Raw genomic sequence first — 22458 nt, 5'->3', positions numbered from 1 at the left:
GGTGTGTCGCGGGTCAGAAGTCCACCGGGTACGGCTTCAGCTCCCCGCTTTCATAGCGCTTGGGCAGGTTCGGCGTGGCGTTCTCCCACACCAGCAGCATCGAGCGCTTGGTCGAATAGCCCTGATGCCGGATATCGGCCGGCATGGCGCAGATGTCGCCGGCACGCATCGTGATGCGCGCACGTGGAGCGCCGGTGTTCTTGTCGCCGATGTCCCAGATGATCTCGTCCGACAGTTGCAGGAACCATTCGACGCGGTCATTGCCGTGGAAGACTGGCAGGATGTATTCCTCGGTGGTGGGGCAGAACAAGCTATGGCCGCACACCGATGTCACGGACGGATTCCACGTCACGTCCGAGCGCGACAGGTACTTGAACAGGTTGAACGCATGGAGCTGGCCTTCGAACCCGGGCTCGCAATGCACCGTGGGTTCGTCTTGCGGTACGTCCAGGAAAGCCCGGTTGACGGGCAGCTCATCGCGCAGCGGCGAGTCATCGGGAAGGCCGGGCATGCGGCGCGTGGCAATGCGCGTGCGCTCGATCGCCTGGCCATTGTCACCGTGCTTGTTGCCAAAAGCGGACCCGGTTTCTTCCGGCGCGGCAAAAGGATCGAAGCCCTCATTGGTCCAGTCATGCAGGATGGCCTTGAAGGTCGCCATGATCAGCGGCGTATCGAAGGTCTCGGTGTAATCGACGCCCGCATCCTTCATGACCCCGTTGAATGCGCCGGCGTAGACATCGACCTTGCCATAGTGGTTGCGCGTGCCGAATACATGATCGAAATTCACCCAGCCGTAGAAGAAGCCCCACGCCACGTCGCGCATCATGGCGCGCAGGAAGGCGTCGGCCGGGATGGCGTGGGTGCGGGTCTGGCCGCGCGACGGCCATTGGATGGTGGCGAAATAGCCGTCACGCGTAAATCGGAAGGCACCCAGCGTGAAGGTGCGATAGCCGGTGACGGGGTCGGGCGCGCTGGCCTGGACCTTGTCGGCGGCGAAGCCCTTGGCGGTTCCGGGCTTGTCTGCGAGGTCGAGCATTGCCATGATGTGGCTCCTGGAATAATGACGGGTGCGTTGGCGAGTTTGCGGGCGGGAAGCAGATCAGTGCAGGCAGATGTCCGCCCATTTCTGGACGGAAAGCGCGCCGAGCTTGCCTTGCAATAGCAGCGTGCAGGCCTCGGCGGTGCTGAACCGGTAGGCGCAGCCGGCGGGCAGCAGGCTCTGATGGCCCTGACGCAGCACCACGTAGCCCATCGTGGGGCCGGCGGGCTCCGCAAGCACGGCGCCATCGGCTTGCACAAGCGACTGGTCCAGCGCGACGAAATCGACGCGCACTTCGCCATCCATGGCAATCACGAACTCGTCATGCGCACAAGCGAACCACGGCGACTCGCCTTCGGCGCGCACGGTCTCGACTACATACTCCAGGTTCTTGCCGACTACGACACGCTCATACGGCGCGGACTTCGACGCCACCTCGAACACATTGGAAAAGACGTAGTGACGGGCCTCGCCCTGGGTGACTTCGATGTTGCCCTTGCTGTAATGGGCAAGGGATCCGAAATGGGTCTTGAAGGTGGGATTCATGCGTTTTGTCTCCTGCAGTCGTGGTTCATTCGTTGCGACTACGATAGTTGCTATCGCATCGCCACAACAATGGCCGGGACGGCGAATGCGACCTTCGGGGTTACCGAATAATCCGCCTCAGCTGACCCAGCCGCGCGCGAGCAGCGGCACGTCCCAGGCAGGATCCCCTGCCATGCGTTCAACCAGGAAATCCACCAGCAAGCGCACCTTGACGGCCTGACGCTGCGTGGCGGGATAGACCGCGGCGAAGGAAAAGGGCGCCAGCGTGTAGTCGGTGAGCACCGGCACCAGCCGACCGCTTTGAAGGTATTCGCTGGCGACGAGCGTCGGCAGGCAGACAATGCAGGCACCCGAGACCGCATAGTCGCGCAGCAGGTGCACCGAGTTGGAACGCACCTGGCCTGGCAGCTCCAGCGTCACCGATTCCTCCCCGCGTGTGAAGACCCAGCGATTGCGCGATGGATAACCAGCGTAAAGCGCCGTGGTATGGCTCGCCAGGTCGGCCGGTACCAGCGGCGTGCCACGCCGCTCCAGGTAATCCGGCGTGGCGCAGAACAGGCGCCGGACCGGAAACAGGCGTTTCTCGATCAGCGCACCGGAGATCGGCGGGAAGATCTGGAACGCCACGTCGAAGCCCTCTTCGACCGGATCGACGACACGGTCATTGACGATGATGTCGAGCTGGATGCCGGGATAGCGCTGCGTGAACTCATGCAGCAACGGTCCGAAATGTCCGATGGCATAGCCGGGCAGCATCTGGATGCGCAGCCTGCCCGTTGGCGTGCCCTTGAGGTCGCGCATCTGGTCGGTCAGGCTATTGAGTTGCGACACCGCCTCGGCGCAATCCTTGTAATAGGCTTCTCCGATCTCGGAAAGCCGCACATGCCTGGTGCTGCGGTGAAAGAGCGGCGTGCCGATAAACTTTTCCAGTTGCTGGACCCTGCTGGTCACGATGGACCCGGCCACGCCAAGCTGGCGCGCCGCTTCGGCGAAGCTGCTGGCTTCCGCCACGCGCACGAAGGCCTCGATGGCGAGGAAGTGGTTCATATTGTCTCCGTTGGCGGCGCAGCCGCCTTGTCGGAACCCGTTCCGCGCGCAGGCAATGGCCAACCGGCGCGGGAATGCGCGTTCCTTATTCGTGATTTCCGAATGGTAGGGCGCGGTTTTGCGCCCATTGATCCGAAAATCCGCGCAAACCGATCGGATCAGCCGATGTTGCGCGGTGCCGTGCGGAGGCCTTGATGTGCGGAGTAGGTTCTGGCCGCCTTGGCCAGGACGTCGCCGAGATGGCGGGTGGCGGGACCCGAGAGGTCGGGCTGGCTGTGGATCAGGAAAAGCGGCACGTGCCGGATGCGCCCCTCGCGCAGTGGCAGGGGGAGCAGCGCGCCGGCGCGCGCGCCATCTGTCACCAGGTGCTCCGGCAGCCAGGCAAAGCCAAGGCCGCCCGCCACCAGCATGCGCATGGCTTCCATATGGCTGACGGTCCAGCGCAGTGTGGCGCCAAGCCAGCCGTCGTCGCGCGGATTGGCCGGGCCGGAGTCGCGCAGCACTACCTGCATTTCGCGGCTCAGGTCTTCGGCGGTCAGCTCGCGGCCAAGCTGGTGCAGCGGATGCGCGGGATGCGCGACGGCGACGAACGGAATGTCCAGCAGGCGCTCGCCGAAGTGTCCGGTCGGTATGCGGGTGCCGATCGCCAGGCCGGCCTGCCGCTGCAACAACGCTTGGTCAGCGCCAGACAGCACCACTTCAGTGATATGCACGCGCGTCTGGGGCGCAAGCTGCGCGAATGCCTTTAGCGCCGACAACAGCAGGTCCGCGGGCAGGGCGGCGTCCACCGCCAGGCGTACCTCGGCTTCCCAGCCTTTCTGCAGGTTTTCGGCGAGCTGTTCGAGGCGGTAGGCATCGCCCAGCAGTTCATTGGCACGCGCCAGCAGCGCCGCGCCGTTCTCGGTCAGACGCGCCTTGCGGCCTTCCATCGAGAACAGCTCCACGCCCAGTTGCTCCTGCAGGCGTGCGACCATGTAGCTGATCGACGACTGGCTGCGGTGCAGCGCTTCGGCAGCCTGGGCATAGCTGCCGTGCTCGACGATGGCCTGCACCACGCGCCATTGTTCGAGCGTGGTCCGTGGCATGCTCATGGCATGCCAGCCTTGGTGCCAGGCGCTGCCGTCATGGTGGGGGCTCCTCTGTGGGATGGCCCGCTGATGGGCCGTTCGACAGGACAGAGGTTACTGCGGATGCGTCTTAGCGGCAACCGGGGTAAGGGCGGCTGGCCCCGGTTTGCTCCGCTCCGGTCTTCCGTCAGGCGCGTTGGCGGTTGCGCAGCCACGGGTACCGTTCCGTATCGGCCCCTTCGTAATCCGGATCCAGGTAGATATACAGCCGGTGGATCTTGAAATCGCGAATCTCGAACACATCGCACCACCGCCCCGCGTGGGTCACGCCGGCACGCCATTCGACGCCGGCACGCGTGCGTCCGTGCGTGGTGGATTCGACCACGACCTTGTCGCCTTGTTGAATCACGTTGGCGTAGGTGTAGTCGTGGCTGATGTAATCGAACAGTGCAATCAGGTCGGAGAACAGCTCACGGATCTTGTCCTTGCCGGCGGCGACCCCCCATTTGGGAAAGTACACTTCCGCGTGCACATCAAACAGGTCTAGTACATCCTGCGCCCGGTCGAGCCGTTTTAGGTACTCCAGCGCGATAGCCTTGCGTTGCTCGTCAGTCATTGCCCGGATTTCCATGGTTGTCTCCTGTTGAGGTTTCCAGCGTGCCTGGCGCTGGAGGTTGATAACGGTTATGGCGGCGTATGCGGCGTCCCCGTGCCGCTGCCGCTCAGTCATTCAGCGCTCCGCCCGCGATCCACTGACGGATCGCTCCGATCTGCGCGGGATCGAGCCGTGCGCCCGGAGGCATGGTCACGCCCTGCCCACCGACTTCGAGGTGCGCGCCCTCGAGCTTGCGCAGCAGGTAACTGCGCTCAGGCGCCGACGGGGCGACACGCAGCATCGCGCTCTGCGTCGACCTCACACCGACCAGATTGGTATGGACAACCTTGGGGAGCAGGTCGAGGCCTGCGGGCGAATTCACCCCCTGGTGACAGGCGGCGCAGTTCTGCACCAGCATGGGCTTGATATCCCGGGCAAAGCTGACGCCTTCACTGTGGCACGGTGCACTCAAGACTGCCGACAGCACACCGGCGACCAGCGCCACGCAAGGGATGCCGAATGCCTTCATTCCTTCCTCCTGTCATGAGAGCGAGCGCGACAGCCGCGCCGCCAGTTGCGCGTCCAGGTTTGCCGCCTGCACGTCGTTGGCACCAGCGAACCAGGCAACCTCGACGGATGCCCTGCGCCGCACAAGCTCTTCGGCAGTGGTTTCGGCCAGCGCGCGATCAACGGGGCCGGACGGATCAAGGAACAGCGTTACCTGTACCTGATGCATGGCACGCCACGCGGGCTGCCAGCCCTTGATGCGTGGCCAATATCCGCCCAGCGCGATGACGTGCCTGAAGCGTTCCGGCCATACCGCCGCCAGCACCAGTCCAAGCACCGCGCCCTGACCGAAGCCGACAACATCGATCCGCTCAGGCAGGCGCGATCCTGTGCCGGCCCCTTCGCCGGCTCGTTCCGCGCAGAACCGCTCCAGCTGCCACAGTGCGTCGCCAAAGCCGATCGGCTCGACGGCCGGAAACGACAGGTCCTGGTACCAGGTATAGCGCTGTCCGTCCGGCGTCCAGGCAGACCAGCGTCCGGACTTCGGCGCGACGATCGTTGCCTGTGGAGCAGTTCGAGCAAGCAGCAGCAAAAGCTGGCGTTGGTCGGCGCCGGCCCCATGCAGGGCCAGTACCTGCGGCCGCCGCGGATCCGTGCCAGGTTCATAGTGGTACTCAAGCGTGGAGCGGCGCATGTTCGTCTCTTGTCAAACCAGCGCCTCACACGGCATGGGGCGCAGCACGGCTCGCATGTAGGCCGGCGAGGTAGCCGAACGTCATGCCACTACCCAGGGTGCACCCGCCAGCCCAGTACGTGTTGTGCGCGGGGCTCGCAATACAGTTGCCCGCGCCGTAAAGTCCGGGAATCGGCCGGTCGTCGCTACGCAATACTTCTGCCCGCGCATTGATCACGGGTCCGCCGTTGGTATCCAGTGTGCCGGGTGCCAGGATGACACAGTAATACGGGCCTTTTTCCTGCAACGGATACAGCAGCGGGTTCGTTCCCGCCACGTCGCCCCAACGCGTGCCCTTGCGCGGCATACCGAAGATCGGGCGGTAATCCAGATCGTAGGCAAACTCACCTCGCTGGAAGTCCGCGTCGCGTCCGGTTCGTGCGAAGGCATTGAAACGCGCGATCGTTTGTTCCAGCTCCCGCGCGAAGGTAGGAGCGAGCTGGATGCCACCGGTATGAGGGGACAACGCGGCCAGGCGTGCGTCGATGGCCGCGGCAAGTTCGGCCGGCGTATTGCCGGAGAGCACATAGGGCGCACCGGTCGGTTGCAACGGCAACGGATGGTTGCCACCGTACAGCTCGGCAGCGCGCTGGTCATAGATCATGAACGTCAGCAGGTTCGGATACTCCGCCTTGTTCGCGTCATAGTCATGATGCGTACGGGCGCGGTCATGGTAGTTGCGCTTCTCATTGAACACGCGTCGGCCGTACTTGTTGACGACAATCATGCTGTCGCCTGGCGGCTGCCAGACGTCGTTGGGCACGCTGAGGTACTGCAGCGCTTCTTCCAACACGATCTCGGCCCGCCAGGCACCGCCCATGTTGCCGAGCTTGGCGCCCACGCCGGCGGCGATGGCGATGAAATCTCCGGTGCAGGTAGGCACCCCGCAGCCGCCGAAAACCGGGCCGGTCTGATAGAGGTTCAACAATTCCCGGTTATAGGAATACCCGCCGGTTGCGAAGATGACGCCACGATGGGCACGCACGGCAACCGCCCCCTCGTCGCTATCGGCCACGACGCCGACGACTTCGCCGCTCGCATTGGTCACCAGGCTGGTCACGCGATGGCTGGTCAGTACCGGGATGCCAAGCTGGTCAATCCTTGCCTTGAGCTGCCCCATCAGTTCACTGCCGAAGCCGAGGGTGCCGTCCGCCTTCAGCGCGCCCAGGCCCCTCCCCCGCGGAGCCTTGTTCTCGGCGCCATGCTCGAAGTAGTCAGGCAGGTCGTCCGCTTCCGATTCCGGCAGGATATGGAACCTGCCGACTCGCAGCGCACCGCTCGACCGCATCAGGTCGACCATGGCCGTGCCATGGTCGTAGTACGCGCCGATCAGGTCATAAACCGATTGCGAGACACCGAGCGTCGCTGAAGCGGGGTTATAGAGATGCGGGTAGGAATACCGGATGCAGTAAGCCAGAAAATCCGGTTTGGCATCCTCCATGCCTTTTGCCCGCATCCGGAAGTTGTTGGCAATCCAGAACATGCCCGCGGATTTGGCAGAAGTACCGCCAATCACGGGCGATTTCTCCAGCATCATCACACTCGCACCCTGACTACGCGCGGTCAGCGCGGCTACGGCAGCGGAAGCTCCGCTGCCGGCCACCACGACGTCCGCCTGATGGCGCCAGGACACCTTTGCCGTGCCCGCAACGGCGTCGCTAGCCAGCACACCCAGCGCGGTAGCAGTCGCACCCGCGCCGCCGGCGCGAAGAAAGTCTCGCCGCGAGACGCGCGATGTCGAGTCGTCCAGTTTACGCATTGTGTTCTCGGGTCCTTCGGTTCGGAATAAAAGCCGCCGCGCCGCGTCGGATATCGCTGCACCGAGTGGTGGCGCGGCAGACACAGGACTAGCGCGCGATCGTTTCGAGCGCGCTCAGCGAAACATCGCTTTCCTTGATGGACTTCTCGTTCAGCTTGTAATCGCGGAACAGGAAGATCGATGCATGCCTGGCCTTGAAATCGATGGTGTCGCCCTGCACCGACGAGACGTAGCGGATGCCGTCCTGCGCCACCGTCGGGCGCATATGGAAGTTGAAGAACTTCCAGAACTCGCCCTTCTTGTCATAGGCCTCGCCCATATACAGGCGGGGATATTTGACATCCATATAGACGATCTTCTTGCTGTACGGATGCTCGGCCGGCGGCGTCGCCTCGATCACCCAGACCTCGCGTGGCTGCCATTTTTGCACCGGATTCCAGTAAGGCGCTTCCTTCAGGTCGACGGTGGGCCACTCGTCAGGCGAGCCCTTCTTTGCAGGGTTGTGGCCGAGCCTGGCATCGGAACTGGCCAGGATCCAGCGGCGGCCGACCAGCTTGATTTTCCGGTACCAGGAAGGCCGTGCGTTCCAGATGTAGATGTCGTCGTTGAGCTGGTCGAGCCCCCCGATCGGATCCATCCACGCGCCACCGGAGAGGCGCCGCGTACGACGGGCCGATCGGATATACGCCCAGCTGTCTTCGAGTTTGGCGTTGTCGTAGCGGATGGTGAAGGTGCCCAGGCCCCGGATATCCTCGGGCGCGGTCGCGACGAACAGCGTCTTGGTCAGGGTGCTGCCATCGCCGGACACAGGGCTTTCGCCGCCCAGGCGGCCCTTCAGGTAATACCGCATGAATAGCCAGTCCTGCGTTTGCTCCAATCCCTTGTCGCCGCTGATCAGCAAATAGGTGGCCTTGTTGTTGGCGATGTCCCCTTCCGGCGATGCGTAATAAAAGTTCCAGATCAGCTTCTCGCCCGCATCCGGGTCATTCGCCGCGACCTCCGGAAACGGAATGCCGGCGACCCAGTCCGAGACCTCCCTTGTCTTGGCATCGTACTTCACCTGCCCGGCATACTTCTTCGTCGCCTCGATGTAGCGCGGGTCCAGCGCCACAGGCTTGGCGTGGGAAAGCGGAAGCTTGAGGTTCCAGTTCCGGATCTGCCACTCCAGCTTCTCGGTCAGCAGGCTGGCAATCGTGTGGCCCTGAAACGTGTCGTTCTTGACCTTGTCGAGATTGGCTTTCTCGATCACAGTGCCCTCGGGCAACTCGGCCGCAAGCGCAACGCCACATGCCATCGTGGCTGCCATCGCCAGGACTGCCGCCTGAAGTCCCTTCATGCGATTTTTCATCACCTGTCTCCTTTGCTTATCGTGGTTCAGAACTGATAGGTCGCCCGCAGCATGAACTGGCTGTTGCGTGCGAAGTCGCCGAGGGTGTGGGTCGAACTCTCGACCTGGCCCGGCTTCCTGGTGTGCTTGGGGAAGAAGAGATTGGCCTCGGCCAGCAAGCGCCAGTGATTGCCGATCTGGAACGAGACGCTGGGAATCACGAACGCATCGCCGTTGGTGACATCCATACCGACGGCCAGGCCGGGATTGAGCCGGCTGTTGAGGTAATTCAGCTGGATGAACGAGGTGATCAGCGTGGTGTGCTCGCGCAGACGGGCGCCGAAGCCAACCTGCTCGACGATGTCGTCGGAGCGCTTGTAGCCTGGCAGCCAGGTGTCGAATACCTGGACCGAGAAGAACGACGCCTGGTTCGTGCCCAACCACTCCATCAGCCGCAATTGCTTGTCGAAACGCAGCGTGGTCAACACGGCATCCTTGCGGATGATCCCGCCAAAGCCGGGCAGCGCCCCGTTCATGAAGTTGCTGCCGACGTTGTAGGCAACGTTGCGCTGGTAAGCGACCTCGCCGGTCACGACCGCATCCAGGCCGGGGATCTGGCCGCTGACGCTGACGTCGTACACATCCATCTTGGGAAAGATGAAATCGCCAAGCCCGCCAGTCGGCGCCTTCTGGTACGGCGCAAAGGCGGAGTTCACCACCGGGTCCGGCTTATAGGTCTTCAGGTAAGAAACGGCGTAGTTGACCGGTCCCGCGAGGCCGGTCCAGCGCAGGCCCCCAGTCGGATTGTGGGTATCTCCCGCCGGATGGCGGCGGTCGTAGTTCAGGAAGCCCGGTGCGAGGAAATCGACGCCCTTGTACGGCTGTGCGGCCCAGCGGCCGCCGTAGAGGTCATAGCTGTTGCCGATATCGCGTTCGCGATCGATGCCGGGGCGCAGGACCAGTTGCAGCGAGCCATCGGCCTCCGGCACATCGATCTTGGCGTTGATCAGCCAGAGCGGCTTTCTGAGTTCGTCGTTATCGCTTTCCAGAAACGAACGCCAGCGGTAGTCAAAGCCGTGGATCAGGTCCGTCGGGTGGAAGAAATCGGTCTCGCCCCACACCACCTGCTGTTTGCCGAGGCGCAGATGCACGCGCTCCGTCGGATCCATGTCGACATAGAGTTCACGAAGCTCCGCCTTGTCGTACTGCTTCATCAGGTTGCTGCCCGGACCGCCCGGAGAGTTCCTGCGATTGGCCTCCTCGAGGTCGCGCTGGTACGAGGTATTGACCTCTTTGTCGGCGCGCCCTATGGCCTTCCACTTCAGCGGCCCGGTCGTTGCCTCGGCATTCAGTGACAGCGACCCGCGCAGCATCTGAAGGGAGCCCGCGCTGCGTTGCGGGATCTCCGGATGATCCTCCAGGTTCCAGGAGGCCCAGGTCCGCGCATAACCGCCGAAGCGGAAACCGTGAACGAATCCGCGCTCGTCATCCACCGGCGTGGCCGGCTCGCCCCCCGCCGCGGACGCCTGTGCGATCGTGCTGGCGGTAGGCGCCGGTTCCGGCGCTTCGGTGTTCACCGCCATGGCAGCCGCCGGGGCGAGGCCAATGCCCAGGCCCAGCAATAGGGCGGGAATGCTCTTCATCGCGGGCACGGCGTGTCCCGGCCGCCGCACGGGCAGCCTTCCTCCTTGCATCATGGTGTCTCCTCCACTGTTGGTTTTTTATTGCGCGGGACATGCCCCCGGGGCATGTCCGCGGACAGCGTCATGCAGCCTGCTTCAAGGGTGCTTCGGGCACGAGCGCGGCCCGGACGGGCGACACCGAGCCCACGATGAAGCGCGGCCGGAATACGTAGACCATCGCCGGCATCAGGAAGAGCGCGCTGATGGCGGAGATGCAGAGCCAGAGCGCCATGAGGATGCCCATGTCCGCCTGGAACCGGAGGGAAGAGGTGCACCAGAGCACGACGCTGACGGTCAGCGTCAGGGCAGTGATCAGCACGCCCTTGCCCGCGGTAGCGAGGGAGTTGACGATGGCGCGCACCAAATCGTCGTCATGCTCCAGTTCTTCTCGGATGCCATCGACGATATAGAACGCATAGTCCACGCCGAGGCCGATGCCAAGCGCGGCAACCGGCAGCGTGCTGAGGTTCATGCCGATGCCCTTCCATGCCATGTAGCTGAACGTGACGGTGTTGGAGAGCACCACCGGCACCATGAAGAACAGTCCGGCCATGGTGGAGCGATACGCCACCGCGCAGCAGATGATCAGCACCAGCAATGCCAGCGCGATGCTTTCGATCTGGCCCGCCAGGATCACTTCGTTGACGGCGGCGAGCACGCCCACGAGCCCGCCGGCGAGCTGATACTGCACCTTGTCCAGCGGATGCTCGGCGATGAAAGTCTTCAGGCGCTCGATCGCCGTCCGGATGCTTTCGCCGCGATGGTCGCGGAAGAAGAAGGTGACCGAAGCATTGCGGGCCTGCGCGTCCATCAGCCGGGTCATGTCGCCGGGGTCCGAACCCGAGGCCAGCATGTAGAGCAGCTCGCCGTTCTCCTGCGCCGTGCCACCCAGATCCTGGTAACGCGGGTTGCCTTCGCGCAGCACCCGCTTGACCGCGGGAATGACATCGGCCACCGACACGCTTCCGCCGATTTCCGGCTGCGCCGCCATATACCGCTGCATCTCGCTCATGGTCCGCAACACCTCGGGGTCTTTGATGGCACCGGGCTGAGTGCCCGACACCACGGCATACATTCGGTCGGCGCCCTGGAACTGCCGGTTGACCGCGGCCGCATCGCGGTTGTAAACCGCGTCCGGCCACAGAATGGGCGAGCCCGGCTCGGCGTCGCCGACGGTCAGGTTGAATGCATAGAGGCCGGATGCGACGAACAGCAACGCGGCGCCGGCCAGCACGGCGTAGCGAGCTTTCGATGTCACGACGCGCACGGCGCACGACAGGATGCCGCGCAGGACGGGCGACACGTCGATCGGATGCGCATGGCCCTGGGGACGCCGGATCCACGACAGCAGCACCGGCGTCATCACGCAGGCCGTCACCGCAATCGTCATCACCCATACCGAGCCGATGATGGACACCTTGTGCATCAGCGGGATGGGCGTGAGAACGACCACGATCATGCAGCCTGCATCCGCCAGCACGCCGAGCATGCCGGGCTTGAACAGCTGGAGCATCGCCGCCCGCGCCGCGGCTACAGTGGTCGGCGCGCCGGCAGCTAGCTCGTCATCGAAGCGCGATACCAGCTGCACCGAATGCGAGATCGCCCGCGCGGTAATCAGGAACGCAATCACGATCACCAGCGGATCCAGGTTGTAGCCGATCAAGCTGGCCGAACCCAGCGCCCAGATGGCACTGGTCAGTCCGGCCAGCAGCGGCAGCAAGGTCCCGCGCCAGGTGCGCGCCGCGATGAACAGCAACGCGACCAGGCAGGCCACGGTGACCAGGAAGATATTCAGCGTCTCCGGCAGGTAGTGATTCACCCAGCCGTACAGGATCGGCTCACCGACCACGCGCACCACCACGCCGTCGCCGCGCTGCGCGTCGGCGATCTTCATGACCTGCGGGAAGATCTTGCGGTAGTCGGCCGCGCCTTCATAGAAGTCCACCGTGATCAGCGTCGACTTCAGGTCTTTCGATACGTAGGCGCCATAGACCAGCGGATTGTTCAGCACGGCTTCGCGCAGCGCCGCCAGGCCAGCCGGCGTGTCGGGCACGTCCGGCCACATGAGCGGGCGCATCTCGATGGCATCGGTCGAGCCCCGGATTTCCTTGAGCTTCTTCGACGCCAGCGAAACGATCTGGAACTGGTTGACGCCGTCGACCTGCTGCAACGCGGTGGTGATCGTCCTGACCTTGCCCAGCAGTACAGGATCGAAGATGTCGCCCTGCTCGGCCTCCAGCATGATGCTGACCATGTTGGAGCTTCCGAATGCCTGCCGGAACTCGTTGTGTACCTTGATGTAGGCGTGGCTTTGTGGCAGCAGGTCGTCGAACACCGTGCGGATGCTGACGCGCGCGGCGAACCCTGCCATTACCACGGTCAGCAGCACGAAGATCGCCACCACGTACCCGCGCCGTCGCAGGCAGAGATCGACAAAACGTTCAAGCTGATTGGAAAATAATTTGTTCACCGCCTCCTCCTTGGCTGTCGGAACCCGCGGGTCTCACAGCGCCTGCTTGTTGGTCACCAGCGGCTGCGTGCCGCTGAAGTAGTAATGGGTGTCGTCCGCCACCACCCTGGTGTGCCAGGTGCGGTCACCGGGCGCCGCCCGCGTAGCGCGCCAGGACTGTCCCGACGTATCGCCCAGCAGAACTACGCCCTTGTCGCCGGTGGCGAGCCAGCGACTGCCGTCCCAGATGACGTCGAACAGATGCTCGTCCGTGGCTCGGGTTTCGACGCGCCAGTGCTGGCCGCCGTCGCTGGTGGTCAAGACCGTGCCGCCAAGGCCCACGGTGACCCCATGCCGCTTATCGCGAAAGGCCACGGCGGTCAGGCTTGCTTTGGCAGGGGTGTCCTGCGCCTGCCAGGTCCCGCCCTCGTCTGTCGAATGTTCGATGCGGCCGAACTCGCCAACGCGCCACGCGTGCTGTCCAAGCACGGCAATGTCGTTCCACGCGACGTCTTCTTGCGCACCGACACGCGTCCAGCTCGCACCATAGTCAAGCGTGCGCAACGTGGCACCGCCCTCGCCGACGGCCCATGCCTGGCCGTTCGACATCCCCTTGACGCGCACGAGCTTGTTTGCAATGCGCGACCGCGGCGCCTCCACCTGGCGCCAGTTCGCGCCTCCGTCCTGCGTCACGACCACGACACCCTCGTCGCCAACCGCCACCGCCCGTAGTGCATCCCACGCGACGACATCCTGAAGATTCGCGGTCACATTGGAAACCTGCGGCTGCCATGTCCTTGCAGCATCCCGGCTGTGAAGGACCCTGCCATGCGCACCGACCAGCCAGACGGTGTTCGCCTGACCGCGGGTAATGCCAAAGAACATGTCGCCGCGCTGGAACAGCGGGGGCGGAAGGTTGACCCCGGAGGGCTTGGGCTTGATAAACAGGCCGGCATATAGGAGGCCACCGATCACCATCAATGGCAGGCCGGAAATCAATGTCTTGAAGATTTGCTTCATGCGTGACTCTCTGTGCTGCGCAATGGATCAATTGGCCGTAACGCGGCCGTGCAACGATGTCGGAGCATGTGGCGATGCGCGTTACCGTCATTCCTTCTACCCGCCGCCATTGAGCGGCATCGGTGTACCCGATTGGACGATTGCCCATGCTGCCAACGCTCGCCGAGAAATATATATATAAACCCGTTTTTATATCTATTTATTTTTAACATCGTTAACCCTAGGAATATATATTTTCAAACAATGAAGACATGGCGCCGGCGGTGAAATAGCGTGAAGTTGCACAACAATCGCGCCTGCGCAGCAGGCCAGCGACGGCGTCTGCCGTGCGCCATCCGGACCTTGCTCTGGACCTCGCCTCGTATCGCCCTGCCGCCAGAGTGACGATTGAGGTCGTTGATGTGACAACATCATAGTCAAATGTTGTTTTTATATATTTTTTGATCTAGTATAGGTTTTACGCGCAACGGCTACGTCATCGTCGTGTGGCCGGACGCCGTACGCACAGGGCTCGCCATGAAGCCTGATCAGCATGAGAACAACCTGGAGACAAAAGATGGAGAGCAGCCAGGCCGGCAACCGGCCACTTCCTGACGTACAGCCGGCAGCGGCTCGCTACGCGGTACATTCCATCGACTACTTCACCTTGGAGGTGCCTGATCTTGCGGTCGCGGAACACTTCTTGCTGTCTTTTGGACTGACCGTGCAGCGCAAGGAGGACTGCCTCGACGTATTTGCCGCCGACCGCCATCGCTGGGCCCGGTTCTACGAAGGCGAAAGCAAGCGACTCGCCTATCTCAGCTTCAATTGTTTCGAGGCAGACCTCGCGGGCATCCGGCAACAGCTTGCGGCTTGTGGGGCGACCATCGTCGATGACGCGCGCTTCGGCAGTCACGAAGGCGTGTGGTTCTTCGACCCTGACGGCAACCTCATCCAGATCAAGCCAGGACCGAAGACGTCTCCGAGCGGCAAGTCGGTGATGCGCATGGAAAGTACGCCTGCGGGCGTACGCGGCTCAGCGATGCGCAGCCAGGTGCCACAGATCCGGCCGCGCCGCCTTTCCCACGTGCTGATGTTCTCGCCTGACGTGAGCAGGGCACTGAACTTCTATCGCGATGCCATCGGCCTGCGCCTTTCCGACCGCTCCGGTGACCTGATCGCCTTCACCCATGCGCCCCACGGTAGCGACCACCATCTGCTGGCGCTGGTCAAGAGTTCGGCAAAAGGCTGGCACCACTCCGCATGGGACGTCGACAGCGTCAATGAAGTCGGCCAGGGCGCCAGCCAGATGGCCGCAGCGGGCTATGCCGCTGGCTGGGGGACTGGCCGCCATGTGCTCGGGTCCAACTATTTCTTCTATGTGCGCGATCCCTGGGGCTCGTTCTTCGAGTATTCGGCCGACATCGACTATATCGCCGCCGGGCAAACCTGGCCCGCCGGCGATTTCCCCCCGGAGGACTCCTTGTACCAGTGGGGTCCCGATGTTCCTGCAGATTTCGTGCGCAACACCGAAGCCTGATACGCCGGGCAAGCAGCGCCACTAACGCGGCGGCTGCAAGCGCAGGACGCGAGTTCGTGGTTCGCTCGTCTCGCACCTGAATATATACGTTTCTATTTATTTATATCTTTTAGCCGTTCCAGACAACGGCATTGATCCACATGGGAGTTCGATATGAAATTGGCAACGTTACGACTTGATGGACAGCAATGCGTAGGCATCGTGTCCGACCAGGGACTTGCGGTCCTGCCCCGGTCGGCAGGCATCGATGCCGGAGCGCTGATTGCCGCGGGGCTGAGCCCCGAGCAATGGCGCAACCTGGCGGCAGAGGCGACGCTCGTGCCGGCCTCGGCGGAGGTCAGCTACCTGCCGCCAGTCACCAATCCGCGCAAGATTCTTTGTGTCGGCCTCAACTATGCCGACCACACCAAGGAATCGCCGTACGAACAGCCAGATTATCCGACGCTGTTCCTGCGCGTGCCAACGAGCATGGTGGGACACGGGGGCGCCATCGTGAGACCACAGGCGAGCGACTCGCTGGACTTCGAGGGCGAGCTCGCCGTCATTATCGGCAAGGGTGGCAAGCATATCGCGCGCGAGAATGCCCTCGCCCACGTGTTCGGGTACTCGATCTTCAACGACGGCTCGGTCCGTGAGTACCAGTTCAAGTCGCCGCAATGGACGGTAGGGAAGAACTTCGATGCCACGGGTGGTTTCGGCCCGATCCTCGTGACCGCCGACGAACTGCCTGCGGGTGCCGCTGGCCTGCGCCTGGAGACCCGGCTCAATGGGCAGGTGGTCCAGTCCGCCAACACTTCCGACATGCTGCATGACGTGCCGTCGCTGATCTCGATCATCAGCGAGGCGATCACGCTGGAACCCGGCGACGTCATCGTGGCCGGCACGCCATCCGGTATCGGCTGGGCGCGCAGCCCGCGGCTGCTGATGCGCCATGGCGATCTCTGCGAAGTCAGCATCGAAGGGATTGGCACGCTGTCGAACCCGATCGTCGACGAGGCGACGCGCTAAGGCGACCATCAACACAGATCGAGAGGAGACAAAGTTGAAAACCATTGAAGTACCCGTTCTGGTCGTCGGCGCAGGTCCGTCTGGACTGACTGCCACTGCCTTGCTTGCGACCTATGGCATTCGCACCTTAACCGTTACGAAATACGCGGGCACGGCAAATTCGCCGCGTGCGCACATCACCAACCAGCGCACGATGGAAGTGCTGCGCGACCTGGGAATCGAGGAGCGCGTGCGCCAGCTCGCGACGCCCAATGCGCTGATGAGCAACAACATCTGGGCCACCAGCTTTGCCGGTACCGAGATCGCGCGGCTGCAGACCTGGGGTAGTTCAGAGCAGCGCAAGGCCGACTATGCGCTGGCGAGTCCCTCCGAGATGTGCAATGCGCCACAGCATCTGCTGGAACCCGAAATCCTGGCGTGCGCGCGCGAGCGCGGCGCGGAGTTCATGTTCAACACGGAACTGACGCAGATCACCCAGGACGATGCCGAAGTCACGGCCATCCTGAAGGACCGCCTCACCGACGAGGCCATCCGCGTCAAGGCGCGCTACGTGATCGGCGCCGACGGCGGTGCGAGCACCGTGGTGCCGCAGTGCGGTTTCGAGATGGACGGAAAGATGGGCCTCGGTGCAGCGGTCAATTGCTGGCTCGAAGTCGATCTCGCCAAATACTGCGAGCACCGTCCCGGCGTGCTGTATTGGATGACGCAGCCGGGCAACGACTACTGGGTCGGCAGCGGCACCTACATCTGCGTGCGCCCCTGGAACGAGTGGGTGCTTCTGTTCATGTACGACCCGGCGCAGGGTGAGCCCGACCTCAGCGAGGACGCAGTGATCCGCCGCGCCCGCGCCACCATCGGCGACGACGCGTTGCCGATCAAGGTCAAGGCGGTCAGCAAATGGCAGATCAATCACGTAGCGGCGCGAACGATGCGCAAGGGCCGGGTCTTCATCGCCGGCGACGCCGCCCATCGCCATCCTCCGGCGAACGGCCTGGGCACCAACACCTCGATCCAGGACGCGTTCAACCTGGCGTGGAAGCTGGCGTACGTGATCCGCGGCGATGCCGACGATACCTTGCTCGACACTTACTCGGCGGAGCGCCAGCCGGTGGCCCGCCAGGTCGTCGACCGTGCCATGAAATCGGTACAGGACATGCTGCCGATCGCCAAGGCGCTGGGCTTTGGCCCGGGCCAGAGCGAGGCGGAAGGCTGGGCCAATGTCGATGAGCTGTTCAGCGACACCGAGACCGGCCGCGCGCGGCGACGTGCCCTGCAGGATGCGGTCGAGCTGCAGAACTACCAGTTCAATTGCCATGGCGTCGAGCTCGGACAGGTCTACCAGTCGTCGGCCGTGGTGCCCGATGGCCTGCCCCGCGAGCCCGCCGCCAGGGATCCCGAACTCTATTACCACCCGAGCTCGTCGCCGGGAGGGGTGGTGCCTCACGCCTGGCTGGAGCGTCTCAAGGCGCGTGTGTCGACCCTGGACCTGGTAGGCCATGGCCGCTTCACGCTGCTGACGGGCATCGGGGGGCAGGCCTGGAAGGACATCGCGGCCCGGCTCTCGGACCGCCTGGGTGTCGGCATCGACGTCGTCAGCATCGGCGGCCCCAACTGCGATGCCCACGACGTCTATGGCACCTGGAGCCGACTGCGCGGCATCTCCGACGCGGGCGCAATCCTGGTACGGCCGGACCGCTTCGTCAGCTGGCGCCGGCAAGCGCTGGACGCGGAAGCGGAACAGTCGCTGTCCGATGCCATGCACGCCATCCTGGGCCGCGCACCCGATGCCAGCGGCTGCCGTCGCGCCGCCTGACGCCGGCCAACGCGCGTAAGGCCTGACGGCGGCAGCCGCTGGCCGCGGGCTTTATCACACCGTCAGCCAATGGCGCCGGGCATGCCTGGCGCCAGGGGAGCACGCGCCTGAATTAGAGACACATAACAAGGCGCAAACATGGAGGAAGACATGAACCACGTGAACGCATCGCGGCCGGTGCGGCTGCCGTGGTTGCACCGATCGCCTTCCGTCTCCATGGTGGTTATTTCGCGATCGGCACCTGGGCCCTTGCCGGGCACTTGACCGTTGGTTCGGCCAGTATGGTACCGGCTACCGGATCGGCCTGGGTGCTGCCGCCATATTGGTCACGCTGCTCTTTCCGCAAGAACTATGGGGATGGGTGCGACAGCGCTGCGGGCTGGAGGCCTTGCCGGTATCGTCGAGGCTGCACCTTCCGTCAGGCGGCGGCTACTGAGGCACCACGGCGTACGGTAAGTCCAGAAATATATATAATGAATGCCACTATCTATCATTCTGCGAGACTCACCGTGCCAGCCAAGTCAGCAAACATGGCCGTCAACGACGATACCACCGCCGTCCCGCCTGACCTGGGCGGGCGCACCTGGGCGTCGGTCCTTGAGCAGGCGGTTCGCGAAGACATCATCAACGGCAAGCTGCCCGCCGGCAGCAAGCTGCGCCTGAAAGAACTGGCCGACCGGTATCAGGCCGGCGTCATCCCGCTGCGCGAGGCGCTTTCACGCCTGTGCACGACGGGCTTCGTTCTGGCCATCGACCAGAAAGGATTCCGTGTCGCGGAACTCTCGCTCGATGAATTACTGGATGTCACTCGCGTCAGGCAGCAGATCGAGACTGCTGCCTTGCGTGATGCCATTGAATCCGCCGATATCGCGTGGGAATCCGAAGTGATGGCTGCTCACCATCGGCTTACGCGCATTCCCATGGTGTTGCGCGGTCAGGGCGGCACCCTGAATCCCGAATGGGAAAATGCCCATGCAGAGTTTCACGAAGTACTGATCGCCGGGTGCCGCTCGCCCTGGATGCGGCGGTTCTCGAGAGTGCTGAGAGACCAGACCGCACGCTATCGTGTTTTGTCCCTGGCTGCGCCGAAGGCGGAGCGAAGCCGCGATGTCGCGGCCGAGCATGAAGCCGTGGTCAACGCCATCCTGGCGCGGGATGCGACGAAAGCGTGCAAGCTGCTATCGGACCATTTCCAGCACACCACAGACCTTGTCCTGAAGTACCTTCAGCAGCGCAAAGCCGGGGCCACCGGGAAATCAAGGCGTGGCGCCGCGACGGAAGCCGCGATTTGAAGGCTTGGGGACGGTTTTCCACCATAGTGGCGGCGCGAAAGCAGCCTGAAAGTAATCAGCGCCGCACCTAGACCCTGCTTCAGGCTCCTCGCGCAGGAAGAGTGGCAGAGTTACTGGCGTTACGGCTCGATACAGTCGCTGACCGCATTTGCTGCTCCCCTCGGCTTATCGCAAACAACTTAACGTTGGGGTTCTGTATGGTTCGCCATTTCGTCAGCCTGCTCCTGCTAGCAGGCTTGAGCGCTACATCAGTTGTCACGCATGCCGACCCGTGGAAGGATGAATCGGGCCACGGCTATGGACGCAAGCACAAGGGCGGCGATTATAAGGAAGAGTACTGGGACGGCCGCTGCAAGGTCGAACGGAAATGGGAAAAGAATGGCGAGTATAAGGAAGAGCGCAAGTGCAAGGACCGCCCCGCCGCGTACCATCCGCCTGGCGCGGTCTACTATCCTGAGCCCGCCATTGTCGTTAGCCCGCAAGTTGTGATTCGCCCCTGAAATCGAGCGGCATGCGCAGCCCAGCCCCGTTGTCGTAAGCAACGGGCTTTTTTGTTTGAAGCCTCTGGCTCAACCACTCAGATCGATATCTTCGTTGAAGCTGAAGGCGAACCTTCGCTGCGCTAAACCTGGGTGTCTCCAAAGGGTCGCTAGCTGCCGCCCGGCAGCCCTCACGAAGGTCGTCTGACGAAGCGCCCCAAGATTGCGAATCGTCTGATCGCCATACCCCACCGAAAAGGCAAAACTAAGCCCATCATCGAAACAACGGTGATCGGGTGTCGCAACTCGCTATTCTCTCTGACGGATGGTCGCTCATGCGACCATCCCCACATGCACGCGCGCGTCGCTTCACCATGGCGGGCCGGGCGGGGCAGCCGATAAGGCTGGCCGGTGTTCGTCAGAGAGCCGGTATTGCGACCCCCGCTGTCAGGCCCGCCACCCTCTACTGTTTTTGCATCCCGCGGGTCTCCCACCCTTCTTCAGGAGAACGCAATGCAAGAGAAACCCCATCCCCAGCACGAAACCATCTTCGTCGGCATTCCGGCGGAAACCCTGGAATCGCTCGACCGGATCCAGGGCGGCCTGGGTAGCGTCCTGTCGCTGCTGGAAGTGGAAAGCGAACGGTCCGAGGGCTGCCACGGCGTCCATTGCCTGCTGGCGATGATCAAAATGCACGTTGATCAGATCGCGGAGGCGTTGTGCCCTGAGGCTGAGTCGTTATGACACCCGAGGCCTTTGCCGGCTGCCCTGCAGCCGGCAAAGGCGCGTACTATTTCACGCTAGGGGTCGTCGCCAGATGCCGTGCCAGGGCCTTGCCAGCCCTGTGCGCGCTCTCGGCATCCCAGGCTCCGACAAGGCAGGCGGAGATACAGGAGGACATGCCCATGGATCGCAGAAAGTTTCTCGCCACAGGCGCCGGCCTGGGTCCGGCCCTGGCCGCGGGATCGTTGATCGCCGCCACGAACTCCTGGGCGCAGACGCCCGCGGATCCCCGCACGCAGCCCCCCATGTCCAGCGCCCGACGTGGTGCAGGCCGCAAGGCGCGCGTGTTCATCACCGGCTCATCCGACGGACTGGGCCATGCCGCGGCCCGGACGCTGCTGGCCGACGGCCACCAGGTGGTCGTGCACGTCCGCTCGCAGGCCCGGCAGCCCGCCGTGAAAGCACTGGTGGACCAGGGCGCCATCGCCACGATCGGCGACCTGTCGGACGTTGCGCAAATCCGCGATCTCGCCCGCCAGGTCAATGCGATTGGCAGGATGGACGCTGTCATCCACAACGCCGCCGTCATCTCCGGTGCGCAACTGATGGTGATCAACGTCGTGGCACCGTACCTGCTGACGGCGCTGGTCCAGCGCCCCCGGCGCCTGATCTACCTTAGCAGCAGCATGCACCGCGGCGCACGCGCCACGCTTGCCGGGCTGGACTGGTCGGGCCGCACGGCCACGGGCGGCTACTCGGAGAGCAAGCTCTTCATCACTACCCTCTCCGCAGCCGTTGCGCGGCTGTGGCCAGACGTGATCAGCAACGCCGTCGACCCGGGCTGGGTGCCGACGAAGATGGGAGGCCCGGACGCGCCGGACGACCTGCGGCTGGGGCACCTGACGCAGGAGTGGCTCGCTACCAGTGACGAGCCCGCGGCGCTGACCAGCGGCGGCTACTGGTACCACCAGCAGCGCCAGAGGCCGCATCCGGCAGTCAACGACATCCGCTTCCAGGACGCGTTGCTGGCCGAACTGGCGCGTGCCACCGGTACCAGGCTGGGGTGAGTGGCCCGGGGCGCTCCGGGTCTCGTGAAGCGTTCGCAGGACAAGAAGATTGAGCTGCCGTCTTTCCAGAACAAGAATATTGCGAATCGTCTGATCGCCATCCCGCACTGAAAAGGCAAAACTAAGCCCATCACCGAAACAACGGTGATCGGGAGTCGAAACCCGCATATCATCAACGGATGGTCGCTCAGGCGACCATCCCCCATACGCACGCGCGCGTCGTTCCACTACGGCGGGCCGGGCGGGGCAGCCGTCAGGCTGGCCGGGCTTCGTTGGTGATCCGGTATTTCGACCCCCGCTGTCTGGCCCGCCACCCTCTACTGTTTTGCATCAGGCGGGTCTCCCAACCTTCTTCAGGAGAGCGCAATGCAAGCAAAAACCCATCCCCAGCACGAAACCATCTTCGTCGGCATTCCGGCGGAAACGCTTGAATCGCTCGAGCGGGTCCAGGCCGGCCTGGGTAGTGTCCTGTCGCTGCTGGAAGTGGAAAGCGAACGGTCCGAGGGATGCCACGGCGTCCATTGCCTGCTGGCGATGATCAAAATGCAGGTGGATCAGATGGCAGAGGCGTTGTGTCCTGAGACTGAGTCGTCATGACCCCCACCACACGCCCGCCAGAGCGGCGTAGGAAAGCGGCCGGGTCCGGCCTGGCAGCACGTGCAGAGGGCTGCCGGTGCCCCGAACGGTTTGCTGGACGGGTCTTGCTAGTGCTTTGTGGTGTTGCCTGACACACGCCGCCCCGGCCGCGACAGTGCGGCCGGGCAGCTGGCGAACCGGTTCATGCCG

The 22458-nt window shown here is 63.5% G+C and carries 20 protein-coding genes; 8 read left to right on the top strand and 12 right to left on the bottom strand.

Translation table 11 applies throughout. The features are described from left to right. Positions 1-13: 13 nt before the first annotated feature. The 12 genes from LIN44_RS26630 to LIN44_RS26575 all read right to left on the bottom strand — a co-directional run bounded on the left by LIN44_RS26630 (position 14) and on the right by LIN44_RS26575 (position 13771). Positions 14-1042, bottom strand: coding sequence for a hydroxyquinol 1,2-dioxygenase (locus LIN44_RS26630; protein WP_227315230.1), 1029 nt, complete (start codon positions 1040-1042; stop codon positions 14-16). Between the two features lie 57 nt (positions 1043-1099). Further along, positions 1100-1585, bottom strand: coding sequence for a hydroxyquinol 1,2-dioxygenase (locus LIN44_RS26625; RefSeq protein WP_227315229.1), 486 nt, complete (start codon positions 1583-1585; stop codon positions 1100-1102). A 117-nt stretch (positions 1586-1702) separates the two neighbouring features. Further along, entirely contained in the window at positions 1703-2632 is a 930-nt protein-coding gene (locus LIN44_RS26620; protein ID WP_227315228.1) for a LysR family transcriptional regulator, read from the bottom strand. Positions 2633-2790: 158 nt separating this feature from the next. Then, a complete protein-coding gene (locus LIN44_RS26615; RefSeq protein WP_227315227.1) occupies positions 2791-3723 on the bottom strand; it encodes a LysR family transcriptional regulator in 933 nt (310 codons plus the stop codon). A gap of 163 nt (positions 3724-3886) precedes the next feature. Beyond that, entirely contained in the window at positions 3887-4330 is a 444-nt protein-coding gene (locus LIN44_RS26610; protein WP_227316436.1) for a nuclear transport factor 2 family protein, read from the bottom strand. 91 nt (positions 4331-4421) lie between these two features. After that, positions 4422-4823, bottom strand: coding sequence for a hypothetical protein (locus tag LIN44_RS26605; protein WP_227315226.1), 402 nt, complete (start codon positions 4821-4823; stop codon positions 4422-4424). Positions 4824-4835: 12 nt separating this feature from the next. Continuing rightward, positions 4836-5495, bottom strand: a complete 660-nt coding sequence (locus LIN44_RS26600; RefSeq protein WP_227315225.1) for an alpha/beta hydrolase — start codon at positions 5493-5495, stop codon at positions 4836-4838. A 25-nt stretch (positions 5496-5520) separates the two neighbouring features. After that, positions 5521-7293, bottom strand: coding sequence for an FAD-dependent oxidoreductase (locus LIN44_RS26595; RefSeq protein WP_227315224.1), 1773 nt, complete (start codon positions 7291-7293; stop codon positions 5521-5523). A gap of 88 nt (positions 7294-7381) precedes the next feature. Further along, positions 7382-8641: a DUF1329 domain-containing protein gene (locus LIN44_RS26590; protein WP_227315223.1), complete on the bottom strand. Its 1260-nt coding sequence runs from the start codon at positions 8639-8641 to the stop codon at positions 7382-7384. Positions 8642-8667: 26 nt separating this feature from the next. After that, positions 8668-10317, bottom strand: coding sequence for a DUF1302 family protein (locus LIN44_RS26585; protein ID WP_227315222.1), 1650 nt, complete (start codon positions 10315-10317; stop codon positions 8668-8670). A gap of 67 nt (positions 10318-10384) precedes the next feature. Next, positions 10385-12772, bottom strand: coding sequence for an RND family transporter (locus tag LIN44_RS26580; RefSeq protein WP_227315221.1), 2388 nt, complete (start codon positions 12770-12772; stop codon positions 10385-10387). 33 nt (positions 12773-12805) lie between these two features. After that, on the bottom strand, positions 12806-13771 hold the full coding sequence (locus LIN44_RS26575; RefSeq protein WP_227315220.1) for a YCF48-related protein: 966 nt from the start codon (positions 13769-13771) through the stop codon (positions 12806-12808). Between the two features lie 556 nt (positions 13772-14327). Here LIN44_RS26575 and LIN44_RS26570 point away from each other — a divergent pair. From LIN44_RS26570 to LIN44_RS26535, 8 genes are all read left to right on the top strand, one after another. Further along, complete coding sequence (locus tag LIN44_RS26570) at positions 14328-15290, top strand: VOC family protein (protein ID WP_227315219.1); 963 nt, start codon at positions 14328-14330, stop codon at positions 15288-15290. Positions 15291-15443: 153 nt separating this feature from the next. Continuing rightward, positions 15444-16298 carry a fumarylacetoacetate hydrolase family protein gene (locus tag LIN44_RS26565; RefSeq protein ID WP_227315218.1) on the top strand — a complete coding sequence of 285 codons (855 nt, stop codon included), beginning with the start codon at positions 15444-15446 and terminating at the stop codon, positions 16296-16298. A gap of 34 nt (positions 16299-16332) precedes the next feature. Continuing rightward, positions 16333-18111 carry an FAD-dependent monooxygenase gene (locus LIN44_RS26560; RefSeq protein WP_227315217.1) on the top strand — a complete coding sequence of 593 codons (1779 nt, stop codon included), beginning with the start codon at positions 16333-16335 and terminating at the stop codon, positions 18109-18111. Positions 18112-18584: 473 nt separating this feature from the next. Further along, complete coding sequence (locus LIN44_RS26555; RefSeq protein ID WP_370641702.1) at positions 18585-19403, top strand: GntR family transcriptional regulator; 819 nt, start codon at positions 18585-18587, stop codon at positions 19401-19403. Between the two features lie 197 nt (positions 19404-19600). Further along, positions 19601-19903: a hypothetical protein gene (locus LIN44_RS26550; protein WP_227315216.1), complete on the top strand. Its 303-nt coding sequence runs from the start codon at positions 19601-19603 to the stop codon at positions 19901-19903. Between the two features lie 492 nt (positions 19904-20395). Further along, positions 20396-20626 (top strand): DUF1484 family protein, encoded by a 231-nt coding sequence (locus LIN44_RS26545; RefSeq protein ID WP_227315215.1) that lies wholly within the window; start codon positions 20396-20398, stop codon positions 20624-20626. Positions 20627-20910: 284 nt separating this feature from the next. Next, on the top strand, positions 20911-21672 hold the full coding sequence (locus tag LIN44_RS26540; protein ID WP_370641757.1) for an SDR family NAD(P)-dependent oxidoreductase: 762 nt from the start codon (positions 20911-20913) through the stop codon (positions 21670-21672). Positions 21673-22038: 366 nt separating this feature from the next. Further along, positions 22039-22269 (top strand): DUF1484 family protein, encoded by a 231-nt coding sequence (locus tag LIN44_RS26535; protein ID WP_227315213.1) that lies wholly within the window; start codon positions 22039-22041, stop codon positions 22267-22269. Positions 22270-22458: the final 189 nt, after the last annotated feature.

Source organism: Cupriavidus sp. MP-37, from assembly GCF_020618415.1.
Lineage (GTDB): Bacteria > Pseudomonadota > Gammaproteobacteria > Burkholderiales > Burkholderiaceae > Cupriavidus.
This window is presented reverse-complemented; position numbering and strand designations above follow the sequence as displayed.